This is a genomic window from Nitrogeniibacter mangrovi (genome assembly GCF_010983895.1).
In the GTDB taxonomy this organism is placed as follows: Bacteria; Pseudomonadota; Gammaproteobacteria; order Burkholderiales; family Rhodocyclaceae; genus Nitrogeniibacter; species Nitrogeniibacter mangrovi.
Genome location: NZ_CP048836.1, coordinates 1,983,389 through 1,999,826, shown reverse-complemented (window position 1 = coordinate 1,999,826; position 16,438 = coordinate 1,983,389). Strand labels below are relative to the sequence as shown.

The following is a 16,438-nucleotide window of genomic DNA, read 5'->3' as shown; positions in this document are numbered from 1 at the left end:
ACCCGCATTCCATGCCGGTCGATCACTACGAGAACTTTCCCGTCGCGTCGCTGCTGTTGCCGGCCCGGTTGCGTTCGCCCGTCGAGGCGATCTATGCCTTCGCCCGCAGCGCCGACGACATTGCCGACGAAGGCGACGCGCCGGCGGTGGCGCGGCTGGCCGGGCTCAACGACTACCGCCGCGAACTGCATCTGATCGAACAGGGCAAGCCGACCACCATCGGCCTGTTCGGCCCGCTTGCGCAGGCCATCGACCGCCACCGCCTGCCCATCCGTTACTTTCGCGACCTGCTCGACGCCTTCAGCCAGGATGTGGGCAAGACGCGCTATGCATCCTACGAGGAGCTGCGGGACTACTGCCGCCGCTCCGCCGACCCGGTCGGCCGCCTCATGCTGACGCTGTTCGATGCCCACCACGCGCCGCTGCTGACCGCATCCGACGCCATCTGTACCAGCCTGCAGCTCATCAATTTCTGGCAGGACGTGGCCATCGACTGGGCCAAGGGGCGCGTCTACCTGCCGCAGGACGAGCTCGAGCGCTTCGGCGTCACCGAGGCGCAGATCGCAGCAGGCCAGGTGGACGATCACTGGCGCGCGCTCATGCGCTTTCAGGTGGACCGCGCCCGCGCCCTCATGCAATCGGGGGCGTCGCTGCCCCTCGCCCTGCCCGGCCGCGTCGGCTGGGAATTGCGGTTGATCGTTCTGGGCGGGCTGCGTATTCTCCAGCGCATCGAAGCGATCGGCTACGACGTCTTTCGCCACCGCCCCACGCTCGGCAAGGGCGACGCCCTGCGCCTGGCGCTGCGTGCGCTCAACTACACCCATTCGACACGATGAATCCCCACGACTACTGCCAGCAGAAGGCCGCCGCCAGCGGCTCGAGCTTCTACTACAGTTTCCTGTTCCTGCCGCCGGAGCGGCGCCAGGCGATCATGGCGCTGTATGCCTTCTGCCGGGAGGTGGACGACGTGGTGGACGAATGCCAGGATCCGTCCATCGCCCAGAGCAAGCTCGACTGGTGGCGCTCCGAGATCCTGCGCGCCGCCGAGGGCACGCCGACCCATCCGGTCGGCCAGGCGCTGGCCGACATCCGGCCGCGCTTCAACCTGCCCACCGAGCAGTTGCTCGAGATCATCGACGGCATGCAGATGGACCTGAGCCAGACGCGCTACCTCGACTTCAAGGGCTTGCGCCTCTACTGCTACCGGGTCGCCTCGGTGGTCGGCCTGCTCGCCGCGGAGATCTTCGGCTACAGCGACCGGCAGACGCTCAAGTATGCCCATGACCTGGGCCTGGCCTTCCAGCTCACCAACATCATCCGCGACGTGGGTGAAGACGCGCGCCGCGGCCGCATCTACCTGCCCGTCGAAGACCTGCAACGCTTCAATGTCCCGGCCCGCGATCTGCTCGAGGCGAAACACTCCGACGCCTTCGTGGCGCTCATGCGCTTCCAGACCGAACGCGCCATCGGCTTCTACGATCAGGCCATGGCCCAGTTGCCGGCCGCCGATCGCAAGCCCCAGCGCCCGGGGCTGATCATGGCGGCAATCTACCGGACGCTGCTCGACGAGATTGCCCGCGACGATTTCCAGGTCCTCGATCGGCGCACCTCGCTCACCCCGATCCGCAAGCTCTGGATCGCCTCGCGCACCTGGTTCAAGGGCTGACCATGCCAGGCCAGGGCACGCGCCCCCGACAGGTCGGGATCATCGGCGGCGGCTATGCCGGTCTGGCCTGCGCGGTCGAACTGGCCCGGCGCGACGTGCGTGTCGCCGTCTTCGAAGCGTCGCGGGTGCTGGGCGGACGGGCGCGCATCGTCCACACCGACGACTTCCATGTGGACAATGGGCAGCATCTGCTGCTGGGGGCCTACGCCGAAACCCTGCGTCTGATGCGCACGGTGGGGGTACGCCCCGGCATCTTCGATACCCGCCCTCTCGATCTGCACTATCCCGGTGAATTCCGCCTGCGCGCCGCCGCCCTGCCCGCGCCGTTGCATCTGGCGGTCGGGCTGCTGCGTGCCGAAGGCATGAGCTGGTCGGAGCGTTTCGCCTGCCTGCGCTTCCTGCGCCATCTGAAGAAGCAGCGCTTCCGCCTGCCGGTGAACATGACCGTGGATGAGCTGCTCGAGCGCGCCGACCAGCCCGAGCGCCTGCGCCGCCTGCTGTGGGCGCCACTGTGCGTGGCGGCGCTCAACACCCCCTCGGCACAGGCATCGGCGCGCGTCTTCGCCACCGTTCTGCGCGACAGCCTCGCCGCCGGCGCCTCCGCCAGCGAGATGCTGCTGCCCAAGGTAGATCTTTCGGAGCTGTTCCCGGTGCCAGCCGCGCGCTGGCTGGCCCGGCACGGCGGCCATGTCTACGTGACCGAACCGATCAGCGCGATCGAGCGGACCCGCGACGGCTTCGCGCTCAAGGGTGACCCGACCCCCAAGCGGCGTTTCGATCAGGTGGTCATCGCCACGGCACCCTATCACGCGGGCGACCTCCTGAGTGGCTTCCCCGCCCTGGCGCCGGTGGAGGCACAACTGGCCGCGCTGACCTACGAGCCCATCCTCACCACCTATCTGCAGTACGACGCGCCGGTACGCCTCGCCGGCCCCATGGTCGGCACTCTGGACGGGCCGGCCGAGTGGTTCTTCGATCGTGCCCAGTTCGGCGGCCCGGACGGGCTCATCGCCGGCGTCGTCAGCGCCAGCGGCCCGCACCTGACCGTCCCCCGCCAAGAAATCGAACTGGCCATGCACAACCAGCTCGAAGGCCTGCTGGGACGTCAGCTGCCGCGCCCCGAGGCCATCCTCACCATCGTCGAGAAACGCGCCACCTTTGCCTGCGGCCCCAATCTGAGCCGCCCCGCCACCCGCACCGGAGAGCCGGGCCTGTGGCTGGCCGGCGACTATGTTGATGGCCCCTACCCGGCCACCATCGAGGGCGCGGTGCGCTCCGGCGTGGCCTGCGCCCGGGCCATCCTGTCAGCGCGCTGATTCGGCCACGGGCATGGCCGCCGGGGTGTCGTCGAGCGTGCCGCCGTGCATGTGCACCACGCGATCGCAACGGCGCGCCAGTGCATCGTCATGGGTCACGAGAATCAGGGTCGTGCCGCGCTCCCGGTTGAGCGAGAACATCAGCTCGATGATCGCCGCGCCCGTATCGGCGTCGAGGTTGCCCGTCGGCTCGTCGGCGAGCAACACCGCCGGATCCGGCGCGAACGCCCGCGCTAGCGCCACGCGCTGCTGCTCGCCACCGGACAGATGCTTCGGATAATGGCGCATGCGGCTACCCAGTCCAACGCGCTCGAGCCACTGCCGCGCCACCGCCTCGGCATCGCGGCGGCCGGCCAGCTCCAGCGGCAGCATCACGTTGTCCAGCGCCGTGAGTGCTGGCAGCAGCTGGAAGGACTGGAACACGAAACCCATCTGCGCGCCACGCAGCGTCGCGCGCGCGTCCTCGTCGAGTTCGAACAGTGACTGACCGCACAGCTGCACCGACCCCGCACTCGGTTCGTCCAGGCCGGCGATGAGGCCGAGCAGGGTCGACTTGCCGGATCCGGAAGCGCCGACGATGGCAATGGTCTCTCCCGCGTGCACGCTCAGGCCGATGTCGCGCAAAATAGGCAGCATCTTGCCGTCCCCGTCCTGCAGGGGCACCGATTTAGACAAGCCGGTCACGACCACGACCGGTCCGGAGTTGGGTATGACGCCTCGATCCATCGTGTTTCTGATGCTCCTCGTGATAAGCCCGCTGGCCGGCGCCACCACCGTGCTGGTGATGGGCGACAGCCTGTCCGCCGGTTACGGCCTGCGCGCCGACGACGCGTGGCCGACGCTGCTGCAGCGCCGCCTCGACACCCTGCCCGGCGAGCACACGGTCGTCAATGCCAGCGTCAGTGGCGAAACCACCGCCGGCGGTCGCTCACGTCTGCCCCAGGCGCTGGCCGCCCACCGGCCCGACGTGGTCGTTCTCGAACTGGGCGCCAACGACGGCCTGCGCGGCCTGCCGCTGACGCTCATGAAAGCCAATCTGGAATCGATGATCGAAACCGCCCGCCAGGCCGGCGCGCGGGTGGTGCTCGTGGGCATGCGCCTGCCTCCGAACTATGGCCCCGCCTATGCCAACAAGTTCCACGCGGTGTTCGCCGAAGTGGCGGACGAACGCAAGACGCCGTTCGTACCCTTCCTGCTCGAAGGCTTCGCGAGCCGGCGCGAATGGTTCCAGGCAGACGGCATCCACCCGGTGGCTGCGGCCCAGCCGGCCATCCTCGATACGGTATGGCGTGCGTTACAGCCCCTGATCAAGGCCGAAGCGCAGCTCAGCGCACGCTGATCCGCGCAGGGCCTGCGACGAGCGTGCCGATGGGGGCGGCTTCGGCAAAGCCTTGGTCGCGGAAGGTGCTCAGCACCGTCTCGGTGGCGTCGGGCGCACAAGCCACGAGCAGTCCGCCGCTGGTCTGCGGGTCGGTGAGCAGCACCTGCTGCCACGGCGCCAGTGCCGGATCGAGCGCCACCGACTCGCCATAGCCCGCCCAGTTGCGCCGTGACGCCCCCGTGGCCACGCCCTGACGGGCAAAGTCCACGGCCTCGTCGATCACGGGAATCGCGCCGAAGTCGAGCTCGGCGTGCAGCCCGGCGCCACGACACATTTCCAGCAGATGGCCGGCCAGGCCGAAGCCGGTCACGTCGGTGACCGCGTGCACGCCCTCGATGGCGGCCAGCGCCGGGCCCGGGGTGTTGAGCCGCGTGGTGTGGGCGATCATCTGCGCATACCCGGCTGCCGACAGCTCGCCCTTCTTGAGCGCCGCGGAGAGCACTCCGACGCCGAGCGGCTTGCCGAGAATGAGCACATCTCCCGCCTGGGCCGAATCGTTGCGCAGCAGCCGGTCGGGAGCGACCACACCGAGCGCCACGAGGCCGTAGATCGGTTCGAGCACGTCGATGGAATGGCCGCCCGCCACCGGAATGCCGGCCTCGGCGCAAACGCTGGCGCCGCCCTCGAGAATCTCGCCGATCACCTCGACCGGCAGCTTGTCGAGCGGCATACCGACGATGGCCAGGGCCATGATCGGCGTCGCCCCCATGGCGTAGATGTCACTGATGGCGTTGGTCGCCGCGATGCGACCGAAGTCGCGTGGATCGTCCACGATCGGCGTGAAGAAATCGGTGGTGGCGACGATCGCCTGCTGGTCGTTGAGGCGATAGACCGCCGCATCGTCCGACGAGGCATTGCCCACCAGCAGGTCGGTCGGCACGATGGCTGCCGGCGAGCGCGCGAGGATGTCCGACAGCACCGACGGTGCGATTTTGCAGCCGCAGCCGCCGCCATGGGAAAATTCGGTCAATCGGATGGACATGACACTCTCGAGCGCCGATGAGGCGCGACTGGACAGGTGATGATAAAAGGCAGCGCGACCGTAGCACAGCTCCCCGAATTTGACGAGATCATCGACGTCCGCTCGCCGGCGGAGTTCGCCGACGATCACCTGCCCGGCGCCATCAACATGCCGGTGCTCGACGACGAACAGCGCGCCCGGGTCGGCACCATCTACAAGCAGGTCTCCCCCTTCGAGGCCCGCCGCCTGGGCGGCGCGCTGGTGGCCGAGAACCTGGCCCGGCACCTGTTCGCGCATTTTCAGGACAAGCCGCGTTCGTGGCGCCCCCTGGTCTATTGCTGGCGCGGCGGCCAGCGCAGCGGTGCCTTCGTGACCTGGCTGCGCATGGTCGGCTGGGACGCCTGCCAGCTCGTCGGCGGCTACAAACAGTTTCGCCGTCAGGTGGTGGATGAGCTCGAGAGCCGCCCCGCCGCACTCGATTTTCGTATCGTCTGTGGTCCGACCGGCAGCGCCAAGACGCGAGTGCTCGAGGCCCTGGCCGGACTCGGCGCGCAGATCCTCGATCTGGAGGCTCTGGTCGCCCACAAGGGTTCGGTGCTCGGCGGGCTACCCGGCGTGGCGCAACCGAGCCAGAAAGCCTTCGAAACCCAGCTGCACGCCCGGCTCAAGGGCTTCGATCCGGCGCGGCCGGTGTTCGTCGAGGCCGAGAGCCGCAAGATCGGGCGCCTGCATGTACCCGGCGCCCTCATCGAGCGAATGCGCGCCAGCCCGTGCGTGACCATCGACGCCAGCCGCGATGCCCGCATCGCCTTCCTGCTGCGCGATTACGCCTACCTGGGCGATGATGCCGAGGCGCTGAAATTCAAGCTCTCATGCCTGCAGCGCCTGGTGTCCTCGGCGACGCTCGCACGCTGGTGCGAGTACGCGGACCGGCACGACCTGCCCGGGCTGTTCGCGGAACTGATCGACCAGCATTACGACCCGCTCTACCGACGCTCGCAAAACAGCAACTACCTGCGCTATGCTGATGCGAAAAGAATAGAGACAGACGACTTGAGCGATGCAGGCATCGTCGAGGTAGCCAAACGCATTCTCGAGGCGTAACGACAGACCCGCCGGCCACGCAGAGGGCGCGACATGCCAACGAGAGACCCCGCGATCGCTCGCACCCCCGAGCCGCCCTACTACGCCGCCATCTTCACTTCGCGCCGCACCGGGGAGGACGAAGCCGGCTACGCCGACATGGCCGCCCGCCTGGTGGAACTGGCCACGCGTCAGCCCGGTTTCATCGACGCGGAGAGCACGCGCGGGCCCAACGGGCTCGGCATCACGGTGTCCTACTGGGAAAGCGAGGAAGCCATCGCCGCATGGCACGACGTGGCCATCCATCGCATCGCCCAGCAGCTGGGCAAGGAGCGCTGGTACGCCGACTACGAGCTGCGCATCGCCCTGGTGACCCGCGCCTACGGCAAGCCCTCAGAGGACTGACGCGGGCGGGACATGGCCGGGCCCCGTCCCCTTGCGCGCGCACAGACGTTGCACGGCGGCAAGGGGCGGCTCGCCGATGGTGCCCTGCTCGAAGGCGATCGGGGTGAACCGGTCGGCGGTGCGCGCCAGCAGCTCGCCGGGCTGGAGCAGAAAATCGGGATTGGTCGGCCGCCCGAAGCGCTCGTTGCCCACCATGAAGGTCTCGTAGATCAACAACCCCTCGGGCGCGACGCGATCGCACAGCTGCGCGAACGCGGGGCGGAACAGATAGTTGCTCACCACCACCGCATCGAAGGCATCCTTGTCCCACGGCCACGCCGAACCGTCTTCGAGATCGAGATGGCAGGTCACCACGCCCGGTACCTCGGACATGACCTCCAGCGCCGCCTCGTCGCGATCCGCCGCGATCACGTGGCAGCCACGCTCGGCCAGGAAACGCGCATGGCGGCCGCGCCCGCAGGCCAGATCGAGTACCCGGGCGCCGGCCGGCAGCAGCGAGGCGAAGCGCACCACCCAGGCGGATGGCGTGGTCCCGCCATGAGTGCTCATCGGTCCAGCCCCGCCAGACACAGGTATTTCATTTCCACATACTCGTCGATGCCGTAGCGGGAGCCCTCGCGCCCCAGCCCCGACTGCTTGACGCCACCGAACGGCGCCACTTCATTGGAAAGAATGCCGGTATTGATCCCTACCATGCCGTACTCCAAGGCTTCGCTCACCCGCACGATACGCCCCACGTCACGGGCATAGAAGTACGCGGCGAGGCCGTACTCGGTGTCGTTGGCCATGCGCAGGGCTTCGGCCTCGTCCTTGAAGCGGAACAAGGGCGCCACCGGGCCGAAGGTCTCCTCACGGGCCACGCGCATCTGTTCGGTCACGTCGACCAGGATCGTCGGCTCGAAATAGGTGCCCCCGCGCGCATGGCGCTTGCCGCCGGTCAGGATCCGGGCCCCTTTGGCCTGCGCGTCGGCGATGTGTGCCTCGACCTTGTCCACCGCCGCCGCATCGATGAGTGGGCCCTGGGTCACCCCCGCGTCCAGCCCGTTGCCGACCGTCAGCGCGGCGACCTTGTCGGCGAGGCGGCGGGCGAATTCGTCATAGACCGCATCGTGGACCAGGATCCGGTTGGCGCACACGCAGGTCTGGCCGGTGTTGCGGTACTTGGAGGCCATGGCACCGTCGACCGCGGCGTCCAGATCGGCGTCGTCGAAGACCAGAAACGGCGCGTTGCCGCCCAGTTCGAGGGAGAGCTTCTTGATCGTCGGGGCACACTGCGCCATGAGCGTGCGGCCGACTTCGGTCGAACCGGTGAAGGACAGCTTGCGCACGACAGGATTCGAGGTCAGTTCGCCGCCGATGGCACGCGTATCACCGGTCAGGACGTTGAACACCCCGGGCGGCAGGCCTGCCCGATCGGCCAGTTCGGCCAGCGCGAGCGCGGTGAAGGGCGTCTGCCCCGCCGGCTTGACGACGGTCGTGCAGCCGGCGGCAAGCGCGGGCGCGACCTTGCGGGTGATCATCGCAGCCGGGAAGTTCCACGGCGTGATGGCCGCACACACGCCGACCGGTTGCCGGATCACCAACAGGCGCCGGTCCGCACCGGGGGTCGGAATGGTATCGCCGTAGACCCGCTTGGCCTCCTCGGCGAACCACTCCACGAAGGAGGCGGCATAGACGACCTCGCCCTTCGCTTCGGCGAGCGGCTTGCCCTGTTCCAGGGTCATCATCCGCGCCAGGTCGTCGGCATGCTCGATGATGAGATCGAACCACCGGCGCAGCAACTGCGCACGCTCCTTGGCCACCCGGTCGCGCCAGCCGGGGAAGGCCCGCTGCGCCGCGTCGATGGCCTGTCGCGTGGCCGCCTGGCCCAGTTTCGGCACGGTACCGAGCGACTCGCCTGTTGCCGGGTTGCGCACCGTCACGCTCTGTTCGGCGCCCACCCACTGCCCGTCGATATAGGCCATCTCGCGGAACAGGGTCGCGTCGTTCAATTCATTCTTCATTGTTGGGCTCCCTCCTCGTTGTGGATTCCATTGTGGCGCAATACGTCACGATTCGCATCGATCGACCGTCGTGCGAGGCCAAGCTGCGCCGACCAGCAGGTATGATGCCGGGAATAGAGAGAAATTCCGCTCATCGATCGGTGTGCGTCCATGGCCGCTTGCGCCCCTGCATCCAGCGCCGGACGCGATGCAGGGTGATGTCGAACAAGACCGTGGCAGAGATTCGCGCGAGAGACGACAAGACGTTCCGGCCCGTGTATGCCGTGTCCCTGGCACTGGCGTCGCTCGGCGCGCTCGTGCTGTTGCTGCTGCTCATCCGCTGGTGGCAAGGATTCGACGCCGCGGCCAGCTCCGGACAGCTGACCGTGGCCGCCGCAGGCAATGGCAAGGACGCGCTGGTGTCGGTCCCCCTGCTCGTGCTTGGCGTGATCGCCGTGGTCCTGATCGCGGCCGTTCTCATCCTTGGCTACCGCTACCTGGTCTCCTACCGCTTTGCGGCCGAATTCGCGCGCCGCGCCACCGAAGTGGCGGAATTCAATCATGCGCGGTTGCTCGATTTCGTCGAACTGTCCAGCGACTGGATGTGGGAGACCGACGCCGAGCATCGCTTCACCCTCATCAGCAGCGGGTTCAGGAGCGTCGCCAACATGGCTCCGGATCCGTTCATCGGACTGAGCCCCTGGGCGCTGCCCGGCGATGAGACCGACGAGGCGGTGTGGCGGGATCTGCGTCGCAAGCTCGTTCGTCACGAGCCGTTCGCGGTGCTGGTCGCGCGACGGGATCTGTCGGATCGTCTGCGCCACCTCGAATTCACCGGCAAGCCCCAGTTCGACGAACACGGCTTCGTCGGCTATCGGGGCGTCGGTCGCGACCTGACCGAACGGATCAACGCCGAGACCGAGTTGCGCGACAGCGAGACCCGTTACCGCACCCTGATCGAGTCCTTCTTCGACTGGTACTGGGAGCAGGACGCCCAGTTCCGTTTCACCCGGCTGCTCACCAGTCCGCAGAACCCATTGGCGCTGAGCGAGCCGGACTTGCTCGGTCGCACCCGCTGGGACGGCTCGGACGCCGACACCCCGGAGTGGCGCAGCCACATCGACACGCTGCGCGAACACCTTCCCTTCGATGACTTCGTGTATCGACGTCCGCTGGCCGACGGCAGCCACGCCTGGTTCTCGGTCACCGGACGGCCGACCTTCGACGAGGCAGGCCGATTTACCGGCTACCGGGGGGTGGCGCGCGACGTGAGCCGCGAACACGAGACCCGCCAGGCCCTCGTCGACAGCGAGGCGCGCTATCGCACCACCTTCGAGCTGGCGCCTGTCGGCATCGTCAACACGGGCCCGTCCGGCCACCTCGAAAGCGTCAACCTTGCCTTTGCCAGCCTGCTCGGCCGTCAACGCGCCGAACTGATCGGCAAGCACATGAGCGAGCTGACCCATCCGGCCGATCAGGCGGTGGATGCGGCAATGTTCGAGGCCTTGCGCGAAGGGCGCGTCGACAGCTATCGGCGTGAGCGCCGCTATATCCATGCCTCTGGCCGCGAAATCTGGACCTCGATTGCCGTCAGCGCACTGCGCGATGAGGACGGGCACCTGAAAGCATGCATCGGCATCATTCTGGACATCTCGGCGCGCGTGCGGGCCGAGCACGAGCGCCAGGCGGTCGAGGAACGCTACCGCCGGCTGGTCGACGTCTCCCCTGACGGGATCCTCGTGCACCGCGATGACCGCATCGTGTTCGCCAACCGCGCCGCGGTCGCCATCTTCGGCGTCGCCACCCATGAAGCGCTGCTCGGCCAGACGCTGAGCGGCTTCTACACCGACCCGCCAAGGCACGAAGTCACTCCCCGCCCCCCCCTCGAACCGGGCACCACCATGCCGCTGGCCCAGCACCGCCTGCAGCGCGACAACGGCCTGATCGGCGACGTGGAGATCACCAGCGTCGTGATCGGTTTCGACGACGGACCGGCGGTGCTGTCGGTGGTCCGCGACGTGTCCGAGCGCATCGCAGCGCAGAACGCGCTGCAGCAGAGCCGGGCGCGCTATCAGGACGTGGTCGAATCGATCAACGAAGTCATCTTCCAGACCGACATGGAGGGCCGCTTCCGCTTTCTCAACGGCGCATGGGCGAGCGCCACCGGCTTCGCGATCGACACGAGCATCGGCCGCCCGGTGACCGATTTTGCCCATCCGGACGATCGTCCTCTGATCCGATCCAGGCTCGACGCCGTGCTCCACGAACGCGAGGACGCCTGCGTGTGCGAAGTGCGCATGCGCACCACCACGGGCGAGTTGCGCTGGATGGAAACCCATGCGCGCTTGATGCGCGACCCGTCCGGCGCCCCCGGCGGGGTCATGGGATCGCTGGACGACATCACCGCGCGCAAGGTGGCCGAACTGACCCTCAAGAACATCAACAAGGAACTCGAGGCCCGGGTGCGGGCGCGGACGGCCGAACTGGAAGCCTCCAATCGTGAACTCGAGGCGTTCTCCTACTCCGTGTCTCACGACCTGCGCGCGCCGCTGCGGGCCATCGATGGCTTCTCCGTCATCCTTCAGGAAGACCTCGACGACCGCCTCGACGGCACCACGCGCACCTATCTGAAGCGCATCCGCTCGGCGACCGCGCGCATGGCCCAGCTCATCGACGACCTGATCGAACTGGCCCGCCTGACCCGCCAGCCGCTGCGGCGACAGAACATCGATCTGTCGCATCTGGTGAGCGAGGTCGTCGAGGAGATCCGCTCGACCGATCCGTCACGCCGCCTGGAGACCGACATCACGCCGGGGCTGACGATCAATGCCGACCCGACGCTCATGCGCGTGGCCATCGAGAACCTGGTGCGCAACGCGTGGAAATTCAGCGCCACGCGCCCGGTGGCCCGCATCGCCTTCTACGCCACGCGCGTCAATGACCGCATCACGTTCTGCATCGAGGACAACGGCGTCGGTTTCGACATGGCCTACGCCGGAAAGCTTTTCGTCCCCTTTTATCGGCTTCACCCGCACAGCCAGTTCGAGGGCTCGGGCATCGGCCTGGCGACGGTCGCCCGCATCATCCAGCGCCACGGCGGCGAAATCTCGGCCGAAGCCGCACCGGGGGAAGGCGCCCGCTTCCAGTTCAGTATGGGTCACTGACGCCGCGGCCGGTGTGTGATCGATACCACATCGGCGACCTGACATCGGCACAAATCTGATCTGTGTCAGAGTCAAGAATGTTGCATTGCACTATCCTTAGTCTAGCTACTGGCAGGTGAGCTGCCTCGCCGGCCCTGAACCACACCATCGCATGTCCTTTTTCCGGACAGAAAAATGAAAGAAAAACACTACCTTACGCCCCTTTTCGAGCCCAAGTCGGTGGCCATCGTCGGCGCCAGCGAACGCGAAAACGCGATCGGCACGGTGGTTCTGCGCAACATGAAGGACGGCGGCTTCAAGGGTCGGCTGTTCGCCATCAACCCCAAACACGACGAAGTGCAGGGCGTGCCCTGTTACAAGAGCGTGGAAGACGTCCCGCAGCGCCTCGATCTGGTCGTCATCGCGATCGCAGCGGAGAAGATTCCATCGGTCATCGACGCCTGCGGTCGTGCCGGTGCCCGGGCGGCGATCGTCATGTCGGCCGGATTCTCCGAAACCGGACGGCGCGGCGCGGCGCTGGAACGCTCGTTGCTCGAGACCGCGCGGCGCCATCGCATTCGCCTGCTCGGCCCCAACTGCCTCGGCATCATGCGCCCGGAACTGGGTCTGAACGCCACCTTTGCGCAGGGCCGCGCGCTGCCCGGCTCCATCGGCCTGATCTCCCAGTCCGGGGCGCTGTGCACCGCCATTCTCGACTGGGCACGACCGAACAACGTCGGCTTCTCCTCGGTGATCTCACTCGGGTCGTCGCGGGACATCGACTTCGGCGAAGCGCTCGAGTTCATGATCTCCGATCCGCGCACCGAGAGCATCTTTCTCTATGTTGAAGGTGTACGCGACGCGCGCCGCTTCATGAGCGCGCTGCGCAGCGCCGCGCGGGTCAAGCCCGTGCTGCTCATCAAGGTCGGGCGCCACCCGGAAGCGTCGCGCGCCGTGCTCAGCCATACCGGCGCCAACGTCGGTGAGGATTCGGTCTTCGATGCTGCCGTGCGCCGCGCCGGCGTCATTCGCCTGTACACCCTCGGCCAGCTGTTCGCCGCGGCCAACGCGCTGTTCTCCCATTTCCGCCCGCGTGGCAACCGGCTGGCGATCATCACCAATGGCGGTGGCCCCGGTGTGATGGCGGCGGACAGGGCCTCGGATCTGGGCATTCCCCTGGCCGAATTCTCCGAGGGCACGCTCGCCAAGCTCAACGAGGTCCTGCCCCCGACCTGGTCGCACGGCAACCCGGTCGACGTGCTCGGCGACGCCGACGTGGAACGCTATCGGGCGGCCATCAAGACCGTGCTCGAAGGACCGAACGTGGACGGCGTCATGGTGATGCTGACGCCGCAGGCGATGTCCAACCCCAGCGACGTGGCGCAGGCCCTGATCGAGGAAGAGCGCAACGCCGACAAGCCGGTGGTGACCTGCTTCATGGGCGAGGAGATCGTCACCGACGCACGCAAGCGCTTCGAGGCGGCCGGCATTCCCACCTTCCGCACGCCGGAGCCGGCGGTCGAGCTGTTCAGCCACATCTCCGCCTACTATCGGAACCAGAAGCTGCTGGCGCAGACGCCGGCCTCGCTCACCGAGCTGAATCCCCCATCGATCGAAAGCGCCCGCCTGGTGATCGAAACCGCACTCAACGAGCGCCGCAAGGTGCTCAACGAGATGGAATCGAAGGCCATCCTGGCAGCTTTCCGGATCCCCATCGCCCAGACCGTGGTGGCCCGCTCGGCCACCGAGGCCATGGTGTTGGCCGAGGAGATCGGCCTGCCGGTGGCCATGAAGATCGACTCGCCCGACGTCAAGCACAAGTCCGACGTGGGCGGCGTGCGCCTCAACCTGACCAGCCTCGCCGCGGTGCGCACCGCCTATCAGGAGATTCTCGAAGGGGTGCGCAAGGCGCATCCGAACGCCGCCATCAACGGGCTGGCAATCGAGCCGATGGTACGCAAGCCCAATGGTCGCGAGCTGATGGTGGGTGTGCGCCGTGACCCGGTGTTCGGCCCGGTCATCACCTTCGGCGAGGGCGGCACGCGGGTGGAGGCCGACAAGGACCAGGCCATCGCCCTGCCCCCGCTCAACACCTACCTGGCGCGCGACCTGATCCGCTCGTCCCGGGTCTACAGCTATCTGGACGAGTTCCGCAACATGCCCCCGGTGGACATGGAGGCGCTGGAGCTGGTGCTGTTGCGGGTGTCGGAAATGGTTTGCGAGCTGCCGTGGATGAAGGAGCTGGAGATCAACCCGCTCATCATCGACGAGGACGGCGCCGTCGTGGTCGACGCGCGCATCGTCGCGGACAACGTGTCGCCAACGGCAGATCGCTATGACCACATGGCGATCCACCCCTACCCGCAGCATCTCATCTCCCACTGGACGGTGCCCGACGGCACGAAGATCACCATCCGCCCGATCCGGCCGGAAGATGCCGAGCTCGAAGAAGAGTTCGTGCGCAAGCTGTCGGCCGAATCCAAGTACTACCGCTTCATGAACACCATGCGCGAACTGCCGCCGGCCATGGTGGTGCGCCTCACGCAGATCGACTACGACCGTGAGATGGCCTTCCTGGCCACGGTCGAGGAAGATGGCGAGGAAGTGGAGATCGGCGTGACCCGCTATGCGGTCAATCCGGACGGCGAATCATGCGAGTTCGCGATCGTGGTGGCCGACGACTGGCAGCACCGGGGGCTCGCCCGCCGGCTCATGGGCGTGCTGATCGAAACGGCGCGGGATCGCGGGCTGGCCTACATGAACGGCGTGTTCCTGTCGAACAACGAACGCATGCTGCGCTTCGTGCAGAGCCTCGGCTTCGTGCTCTCCAACGATCCTGAGGACTCCTCGGTGAAACTTGGCGTGCTCTCGCTGCAGGACTGAGCCGCAGCCACGCTGCAGATGGCAAGGCCTCGGGCTAGAATGTGAGCTTCCTTGCCACGAGAGCGCCCGCCAATGACAGATGCATTGCCCCGCTGCCCCTGGTGCGGGGACGATCCCGCCTACGTGGCCTACCACGACAACGAATGGGGCGTGCCCGAGCACGACGACACACGCCTGTTCGAGATGCTGATCCTCGAGGGCGCCCAGGCCGGCCTGTCGTGGCGCACCATTCTGCAGCGCCGCGAAGGCTATCGGGAAGCCTTCGCCGGCTTCGACCCGGAACGCATCGCCCGCTTCGGCGAAGCTGAGGTCCAGGCATTGCTGAACAATCCCGGCATCGTGCGCCACGCCGGAAAGATCCGCGCCACCATCGGCAACGCGCAGGCATGGCTGGCCCTGGTGGACCGGGAAGGCGCCTTCGTCCCATGGATCTGGCAGTTCGTCGACGGCACCCCGCAGATCAACCGGTTCGCACACCTGCACGAGGTGCCGGCGAGCACGGAGGCCTCTCGCGCCATGAGTCGTGCCCTGAAGCGGCTCGGCTTCAAGTTCGTGGGCGAGACCATCTGCTACGCGTTCATGCAGGCGACCGGCATGGTCAATGACCACCTGCTCGGCTGCCATCGTCACCCCCAATACAACGCCGAGAGACTGTGACCATGTACGCTCGCATCGAGGAAACCGAATTCCAGGGCGCCCCGGTCCTGACCGTGGCCACCCGCGATGGCGCGCAGGCGACCATTGCGTTGAACGGCGGCCAGGTCATCCATTGGCAACCGGCGGGCGGTCACCCCTGGCTGTATCTGAGCGAGCGGGCCTGCCTGGACGGCTCCAGCGCCATCCGCGGCGGTATTCCGGTGTGTTTTCCGCAATTTGCCGAACAGGGTCCGCTGCCGAAACACGGCCTGGTGCGCACCCGGCCGTGGCGCCTGATCGAACAACGGTCAGAGTCGGATCTGGTGATGCTGACACTGGGCATCGGCAGCGACCGGGAGACTGAAGCCCTATGGCCTCACGCCTTCGATCTCGAACTGACGCTGGGGGTCGGGGCAAACCGGCTCGACGTGGAACTGGCGGTCTCGAATGTCGGCGAGTCCGCCCTGAGCTTTACTGCCGCGCTGCACACCTACCTGCAGGTGCACGAAGTCGAACTGGCCCGGCTCGAGGGCCTCAAGGGCAAACCGTATCAGGACAAGCGCGACGGCGGCACGATCAAGGTCGAGCACCTCGACGCCCTGGTCGTGGACGATGCGGTCGATCGCATCTACACCGATACCCGGCGGCCCCTGCGCCTGCTCGACGGCGGGCGTACCTTGAGCATCGTCCATGAACAGTTTCCCGACACCGTGGTCTGGAATCCCTGGGTCGAAGGTGCCGCCACGCTTGGCGACATGCCGGATCGCGACTTCCGTCACATGCTATGCGTCGAGGCGGCCGTGGCCGCGAGCCCGGTCACGCTCGCCCCGGACGAAAGCTGGTGGGGGCGCCAGAGCCTGATCGACGAGCGCTTGTGAACACGCCACCGGCGAGCGCCGAGAGTGTTCCCGAATGAACATGAACGGCCGGTTCCGATCACGAAAGCGAACCGCGCGCCTCGCACGCCGGTGTATGACGGCGC

14 protein-coding genes are annotated in these 16,438 nt (G+C 67.2%); 10 read left to right on the top strand and 4 right to left on the bottom strand.

Annotation, left to right across the window (positions count from 1 at the left end; translation table 11 throughout):
* Positions 1–11: 11 nt before the first annotated feature.
* The 3 genes from hpnC to hpnE are packed head-to-tail and all read left to right on the top strand — an operon-like array spanning position 12 to position 2,982.
* Positions 12–836 (top strand): squalene synthase HpnC, encoded by an 825-nt coding sequence (gene hpnC, locus G3580_RS09175; protein WP_173764963.1) that lies wholly within the window; start codon positions 12–14, stop codon positions 834–836.
* A complete protein-coding gene (hpnD, locus tag G3580_RS09170; protein WP_173764962.1) occupies positions 833–1,666 on the top strand; it encodes a presqualene diphosphate synthase HpnD in 834 nt (277 codons plus the stop codon). Before hpnC ends, hpnD begins: the two co-directional genes overlap by 4 nt.
* 2 nt (positions 1,667–1,668) lie before the next feature.
* On the top strand, positions 1,669–2,982 hold the full coding sequence (gene hpnE, locus G3580_RS09165; protein ID WP_173764961.1) for a hydroxysqualene dehydroxylase HpnE: 1,314 nt from the start codon (positions 1,669–1,671) through the stop codon (positions 2,980–2,982).
* On the opposite strand, the gene G3580_RS09160 is transcribed toward hpnE, so the two are convergent.
* Positions 2,971–3,708, bottom strand: coding sequence for an ABC transporter ATP-binding protein (locus G3580_RS09160; protein WP_173764960.1), 738 nt, complete (start codon positions 3,706–3,708; stop codon positions 2,971–2,973). The two genes, hpnE and G3580_RS09160, sit on opposite strands and share 12 nt — an antisense overlap.
* Between G3580_RS09160 and G3580_RS09155 the strand changes: the two genes are divergently transcribed.
* Entirely contained in the window at positions 3,692–4,321 is a 630-nt protein-coding gene (locus G3580_RS09155; protein ID WP_173764959.1) for an arylesterase, read from the top strand. The genes G3580_RS09160 and G3580_RS09155 overlap by 17 nt on opposite strands.
* Here G3580_RS09155 and selD read toward each other — a convergent pair.
* Positions 4,308–5,345: a selenide, water dikinase SelD gene (selD, locus tag G3580_RS09150; protein WP_173764958.1), complete on the bottom strand. Its 1,038-nt coding sequence runs from the start codon at positions 5,343–5,345 to the stop codon at positions 4,308–4,310. The two genes, G3580_RS09155 and selD, sit on opposite strands and share 14 nt — an antisense overlap.
* Before the next feature lie 39 nt (positions 5,346–5,384).
* Here selD and mnmH point away from each other — a divergent pair, with 39 nt between their 5' ends.
* Both mnmH and G3580_RS09140 read left to right on the top strand, forming a co-directional pair.
* A complete protein-coding gene (mnmH, locus tag G3580_RS09145) occupies positions 5,385–6,428 on the top strand; it encodes a tRNA 2-selenouridine(34) synthase MnmH (RefSeq protein ID WP_173764957.1) in 1,044 nt (347 codons plus the stop codon).
* Positions 6,429–6,461: 33 nt separating this feature from the next.
* Positions 6,462–6,812 carry an antibiotic biosynthesis monooxygenase family protein gene (locus G3580_RS09140; protein WP_173764956.1) on the top strand — a complete coding sequence of 117 codons (351 nt, stop codon included), beginning with the start codon at positions 6,462–6,464 and terminating at the stop codon, positions 6,810–6,812.
* On the opposite strand, the gene G3580_RS09135 is transcribed toward G3580_RS09140, so the two are convergent.
* Positions 6,801–7,361, bottom strand: coding sequence for a class I SAM-dependent methyltransferase (locus G3580_RS09135; protein WP_173764955.1), 561 nt, complete (start codon positions 7,359–7,361; stop codon positions 6,801–6,803). The genes G3580_RS09140 and G3580_RS09135 overlap by 12 nt on opposite strands.
* Positions 7,358–8,815 carry an NADP-dependent succinate-semialdehyde dehydrogenase gene (gene gabD, locus G3580_RS09130; protein WP_173764954.1) on the bottom strand — a complete coding sequence of 486 codons (1,458 nt, stop codon included), beginning with the start codon at positions 8,813–8,815 and terminating at the stop codon, positions 7,358–7,360. Before gabD ends, G3580_RS09135 begins: the two co-directional genes overlap by 4 nt.
* Positions 8,816–9,027: 212 nt before the next feature.
* Here gabD and G3580_RS09125 point away from each other — a divergent pair, with 212 nt between their 5' ends.
* The 4 genes from G3580_RS09125 (at position 9,028) to G3580_RS09110 (ending at position 16,334) form a co-directional block, all read left to right on the top strand.
* Entirely contained in the window at positions 9,028–11,958 is a 2,931-nt protein-coding gene (locus tag G3580_RS09125; RefSeq protein ID WP_173764953.1) for a PAS domain S-box protein, read from the top strand.
* A gap of 174 nt (positions 11,959–12,132) precedes the next feature.
* Positions 12,133–14,820, top strand: coding sequence for a bifunctional acetate--CoA ligase family protein/GNAT family N-acetyltransferase (locus tag G3580_RS09120; RefSeq protein ID WP_173764952.1), 2,688 nt, complete (start codon positions 12,133–12,135; stop codon positions 14,818–14,820).
* Positions 14,821–14,892: 72 nt separating this feature from the next.
* The gene (locus G3580_RS09115; protein WP_173764951.1) at positions 14,893–15,477 is read left to right on the top strand and encodes a DNA-3-methyladenine glycosylase I; all 585 of its coding nucleotides are present in this window, start codon (positions 14,893–14,895) and stop codon (positions 15,475–15,477) included.
* A gap of 2 nt (positions 15,478–15,479) precedes the next feature.
* Entirely contained in the window at positions 15,480–16,334 is an 855-nt protein-coding gene (locus tag G3580_RS09110) for a D-hexose-6-phosphate mutarotase (RefSeq protein ID WP_173764950.1), read from the top strand.
* Positions 16,335–16,438 lie beyond the last annotated feature (104 nt).